A 5,253-nucleotide genomic window follows, 5' to 3' on the forward strand; every position below is an offset into this window, starting at 1 on the left:
TCGGTCTCGCGCAATTGATAGGCGATCATTGTCCCGTCGGGCGATGCCGTTGCACCCGAAAGGCGCTTCATTGTCACAAGGTCGGTCTCCGTCATCGGGCGCGCAAACGCAGCGGAGGAAAGGGCGGAAGTGCCGATGATTGCGGCAAGCAGGATGGTTTTTCTCATGGCCACACGCTAGTCAGCGCAAGGCAGGCAGGCAAGAAAATTACAGGCGGAAATTTCAAAATTGGGGTTGGGTTTTTGCAAAGCCGCCGCCCAGCAGTTGCGTTTTATGCAATCATATTGTCTACTAAATAACTTGAGTTTAAATTTTTTGCCGGTAGGGGGATCGCATCAACGAAAACATAAAAAAGGATGCCTTCCACGGGACGACGCGGCCATTTGGCTGTGCGGCAAGTAGAAGGAATGAAATATGCAGAAATTGGCTAGCTTTGTTGGCGCCATCGCGCTCAGCAGCCTGCTTTTCTCGGTCACAATGGTATAATTGGCGTCTGAGAAAACAGCTTTTCAAATAAGCAACGGATGGGCGGGTACTTCCCCGCCCTTTTGTTTGTCCGAAATCGCCAGACAGCAAAAATTAGCGGACGATTTTGCCGTCTTTCATGACGTGGGTCAGATTTTCCAGCACGCGGATGTCCTGAAGCGGATCGCCCTTAACGGCCACCAGATCGGCAAAATGCCCCGGCTGCACGCTTCCCAGCGTTTCTTCTTTGCCCAACAACTCCGCCGCGCGGATAGTCGCGCTTTGAATGGCCTGCATTGGGGTCATGCCATAGCGGACCATATATGCAAATTGCTTGGCATTATCGCCATGTGGATACACGCCGCTGTCGGTTCCATAGGCAATCTTCACGCCCATCTTCACCGCTTTGGTAAAGCCAGCGCGCTGGATATCGGTCGTCTCGCGGTTTTTGCGCAAATATTCTTCCGGCCATTTTTCGCGGGTGCCGACATCGTCAATATAATCGCCATTATAGATGTCCATGACCAGCCATGTGCCGCTGGCTTTGGCCATTTTGAGCGCCTCGTCATCGATCAGGCTGGCATGTTCGATGGACCGCACGCCCGCGCGGATGGCGCTTTTGATCCCGACGGCACCGTGCGCATGCGCCGTCACAAATTTGCCCCGCGCCTTGGCAGTCGTCACCACTGCGCGCAGTTGATCTTCGGTCAATTCCGGCTCGCCGGGTTCGGTGCCAATGGCGAGCACCGCGCCCGTGGCGATGGTTTTGATGAAATCGGCGCCTTGGTCTATTAAGAACGTCGTTTTCGCGGCGGCTTCGTCGGCTGTGCTTGCAACACCCAGACGCATGTCGGCCGGAAGCTGCTCGTTAGGAACGACGCCGTTGAGTTCACCGCCGCCCTTTGGGATCGTAATATAGGCGCCAGCGACAAACATGCGTGAACCAGGAACGCTGCCGGCATTGATGGCATCACGCAACGCAACATCGGTTAGCCCGCGATAGGTGCCGACATCACGCACGGTGGTAAACCCGGCCTCAAGCGTGAGCCGCGCATTATGGGCGCCAATTAACGCGGTTGCCGCAGGTGATGTTTTCAGCGGAAGCGCAAGATCTGCGCTTTGGCTCGCGTCGGCCAGATGGGTATGCAAATCGATTAAGCCGGGCAGGACGGTGTAAGCCGACCAATCAAGCCGTTCGCTGCCCGCTGGCGTCGCGCCACAAGGGGCGACCGCGGTGATCTTGTCCGCAGCGACGCTAATGCATTGCCCTGTCAGGACTTGGCCAGCCTGAACATCCAACAGCCTGCCTGTTTCAATATAGAGGTTTTGCGCAAATGAAGCCGTTGGCGAAACCGCCAACGCCGCCGCGAGTGTCAACGCCGCGCGCATCAACCCTTTTTCGTGATGCGGGTGATTTCCCGCTCAACCATCGCTTCGACGATTGGCGGCAAATGGGTGTCGAGCCAATCCTTCAGCATGGGGCGCAGCAATTCGCGTGTCAGACCCTCAAGCGAGGTTTCCCCTGACCGAACGATTTGCGGCGCTACGCCGGGTTCGGAGAGGGTTTGCAACGCTGAAAAGCTATGACGCAGGTTTTGCGCTTTGCTATCGTCGAGCAAGCGATCTTCAGCAATCGCATTTTCAGCGGCTGTCGTAAGCTCGAGGACTTCTTCCTCTTCGCGTGCAGCAGACTTGGCGCGTTTGGTCGCAGGGCGGCTGCGGTCGTCATCGGCGATAATACGTTTAATCGACGACAATATTTCGTCCATTGACGGTTCGCTGCGATTATCTGCCATAAATTTTGTCCCGCTGCGTTGGATTAGCGCGATTTTCCGTCTGTAGAAATCGGTTCTATTTCTGCTTTTTGCGCCTGCGTGTCAACGGTGCGGGTCGATTTGGCGACGGGGTCAGGCTGCGATGACCAGTCGTTCCAAGCGCCATCAACCTTCTGATAGTCAGCGACGGGATCATATAAAGTTCCGCTTTCGAGACCCAAATCACGTGCCTCTGCCTTGCCCATGGCGGCAAGCAAACTGAAGCCAGCGACATAGGCATTGCGGCGTGCTGCAACGAGTTGAACCTTGCTGTTTAACAATTCCTGCTCGGCATTCAAAATGTCGAGGATCGTCCGGTTGCCGACGCTGTTCTCGGCACGCGTGCCTTCTAACGACAATTCGTTTGCCGACACCGCACGTTCCGAAGCGGCGATGACATCAAGCGCAGCTTTCCAGCTGGCGAAGGATGCCCGTGTCTGTGCAATCGCTTCGCGCTCAGCCGCGATTTCCAGTTCCTGTGCCTGACCAAGGCGCGCCTGCGCCTGACGGATTTGCGCTGCAGGTTGGCCGCCTTGATATAATGGCAAAGTTGCGCGCACGCCCGCTTGTGCATTCAGCGAACTATTGTCTGCCTGAAACCCCGGAATATTCGACGATATGGAACGCAGGGCGTTGCTGTACGATGGCGACGTAAATACGCTGATCGTAGGAAGGCGCGATGCATTGGCCGCACGGCGGTCAAACCGCGCCGCTTCACGCGACTCGCGTGCCGCAATAAGGTCGGGGTTGTTTTCCAAGGCGACGCTTACGGCACTGTCGGGGGTGGCGGGCAAATTGGGCAGCGGCGGGGGCGCCTGCAATTCTCCGGGCTCGCGGCCGACCAGTTGGATGTAGATTTCTTTTGAACGAATGAGGTTGGCACGAGCCGTTTCCAAATTGCTCGTTGCCAGCGCCAGACGCGCTTCGGACTGGGCGACATCGGTTCGGGTAAGGTCGCCTATTTCGAACCGGTCGCGCGTGGCGTCCAGATTGACCGAGAGCACACCAACTTGAGCGCGGTTCAGGTCAACAATCGATTCGTCGCGAATGACGTCCATATATGCGCCAACCACAGCCGAAAAAATGGCGCTTTCGGTGCCACGCAAATTGGCAAACCCGGCCTCGACGCGATTTTCGGCGGCGCGCACGGCGTTTCTAATGCCACCACCGGCATAAAGCGGTGCGGAAATGGTGCCGCTGATGCTGACGCCACGCGCTTGAACAACCGATGCGCCGCTGTCCTGAAGGACGTTTTCGACATAGGTCGGCTGAACTGTAATATCAGGGCGGCCATTGGCCTTAGCCAGCGGCACAGCTTCGTTTGTCGCACGCTGCCCGGCGCGCGCTGCGGTCAAGTTCGGGTTGGTTTCATAAGCCGAGACCAGCGCATCGCGGAGCGTATCCGCCATGGCCGGAGCCGAACATGCTGCCGACGCGAGCAGCGCGACAGTGATAAAATGACGCGCGCTCAAAACACAAACTCCGGCTTGCGGGCAAATGCGGGTAAGGGCGCGATCTCGCTATCGGCGATTGATTTCAAAGCAACGTTCCCGTTCTGCACATATCCTTTTGCAAGGCGCGTAACGGCGCCTTCAACAATGCCAGTGACCAACCGCGCACCATCTTCGGCGAGCGTAAAGAGCGCATCTGGCAGTTCTTCAGCGGCGCCGTCGACAATGATGCAGGCATAAGGTGCGTTGGCGCTGGCAGCGCCGAGATTGTCTGCGGCCGTCGTGGTCACATGCGCGCTACGCGTTTTCAATATCGCAGCGACATATCCATCAGATTGGCCAATGAGCAGAACATTGTCGTCCGCCTGCACGTCAGCGGCCTGCAACAACAATGCGGTTGAAACCGGCGGATTTAACATCTCGCCGTTTTCCAGCTCAAGCGACCGGTCCATATAGGCCGTTGTCTGGTGTGAAACGGGAACAAAATCCTCGCGGGCGATGCTGCCCATTGCGGCAAGCACCCAGCCTTCGGTTACACCGCTTGTACGCAGCTGGCTGTCCACCATTGAACGCCGCATATCTTCAAATTTACCTGATTCCATCGGAATATTTCCATTAACCTGCTGGCCATGTGGCACAACTGTATTGCAAACACAACACAGTCTCTCGCCCCCGTTCTAGCTATCCGAACCCGTCCCGCCAAGCTGGATTCAGACAAACGGCCTATTTCAGGATGCAAATAGCAACTTTTTCCATGGCTTGTGGCGCACATGGCACAGCATTCCAGATTGCCGGTTGCAATGAATTCTGCAAGCCGCTAAGTGCCCGCCTTCACCACATGGCGGCATTGCTGATTAGGCAGGTTGTTGTTTAGGGGCCCGATGGCGGAGTGGTGACGCAGAGGACTGCAAATCCTTGCACGCCGGTTCGATTCCGGCTCGGGCCTCCATACACCTCACAGATAAAGCCCCAACGACATCTTCAGTCCAGAAACGGCGCCTTTCTGGGGCCCTCCGGGCTCAATGCCGCTGCGCTAAAGTCTCTGCGGAGACCAAAAGAGGGCCAAATCGCCTTGATTTGACCCTCAGTCTCTACGCGCAATAGCCCGTGACACTTATGATAGTAGGCCCATTCTAGGCAGCATGCTTCATGCCTAAAAACTTCCTCTGACCCTCCCAGTCCAGAGGCATATCCCGAGACAGCAGCTTCTCCGGATCGAGCCCTAAAGGTGCCTTTCCAGTAAGCAGGGCTCTCTGGATATCTGGTGCCAATAATCCTATCGCAATGCGCTCGCGCGTCCATTCGTTGATGGGCGTGGACATGTGCTCGTGCATTTCGGGATGAAGTGGTGAGGCGTTTAACTCTGTCAGCTTGCGGTGCGAGGTTCGTACCAGTTCGGCCAACACTCTTCTTTGTTCCGGGGCATCCAAGAAGCAGTCGGTGGACCGCACCGACTTGCCGCGTCGTAACGGCCGCGCATCAAGAGACAATACGAGATCGTCACTGTCTATTTTAGCTGCCGG

General features: G+C 56.5%; 4 protein-coding genes, 1 tRNA gene and 1 pseudogene. 1 reads left to right on the forward strand and 5 read right to left on the reverse strand.

The annotated features are described in order from the left end of the window. Positions 1–579: 579 nt before the first annotated feature. From ACIQ0G_RS10080 to ACIQ0G_RS10095, 4 genes are read right to left on the reverse strand one after another with little or no spacing between them, the layout of a single operon-like run. Entirely contained in the window at positions 580–1,854 is a 1,275-nt protein-coding gene (locus ACIQ0G_RS10080; RefSeq protein ID WP_397577793.1) for an amidohydrolase family protein, read from the reverse strand. Continuing rightward, on the reverse strand, positions 1,854–2,261 hold the full coding sequence (locus tag ACIQ0G_RS10085; RefSeq protein WP_395628889.1) for a DUF2497 domain-containing protein: 408 nt from the start codon (positions 2,259–2,261) through the stop codon (positions 1,854–1,856). The genes ACIQ0G_RS10080 and ACIQ0G_RS10085 overlap by 1 nt, the downstream gene beginning before the upstream one ends. A 23-nt stretch (positions 2,262–2,284) precedes the next feature. After that, positions 2,285–3,688, reverse strand: a complete 1,404-nt coding sequence (locus ACIQ0G_RS10090; RefSeq protein ID WP_397577795.1) for a TolC family outer membrane protein — start codon at positions 3,686–3,688, stop codon at positions 2,285–2,287. Positions 3,689–3,747: 59 nt separating this feature from the next. Continuing rightward, the gene (locus tag ACIQ0G_RS10095; RefSeq protein WP_397577794.1) at positions 3,748–4,332 is read right to left on the reverse strand and encodes a protein-L-isoaspartate O-methyltransferase; all 585 of its coding nucleotides are present in this window, start codon (positions 4,330–4,332) and stop codon (positions 3,748–3,750) included. Between the two features lie 273 nt (positions 4,333–4,605). On the opposite strand from ACIQ0G_RS10095, the gene ACIQ0G_RS10100 reads away from it, so the two are divergent. Continuing rightward, positions 4,606–4,679: transfer RNA gene (locus ACIQ0G_RS10100), tRNA-Cys, on the forward strand. 184 nt (positions 4,680–4,863) lie between these two features. Here ACIQ0G_RS10100 and ACIQ0G_RS10105 read toward each other — a convergent pair. Further along, positions 4,864–5,253, reverse strand: a pseudogene (locus ACIQ0G_RS10105) (hypothetical protein); the annotation flags it as partial.

Source organism: Sphingorhabdus sp. (assembly GCF_044354325.1).
Lineage (GTDB): Bacteria > Pseudomonadota > Alphaproteobacteria > Sphingomonadales > Sphingomonadaceae > Sphingorhabdus_B.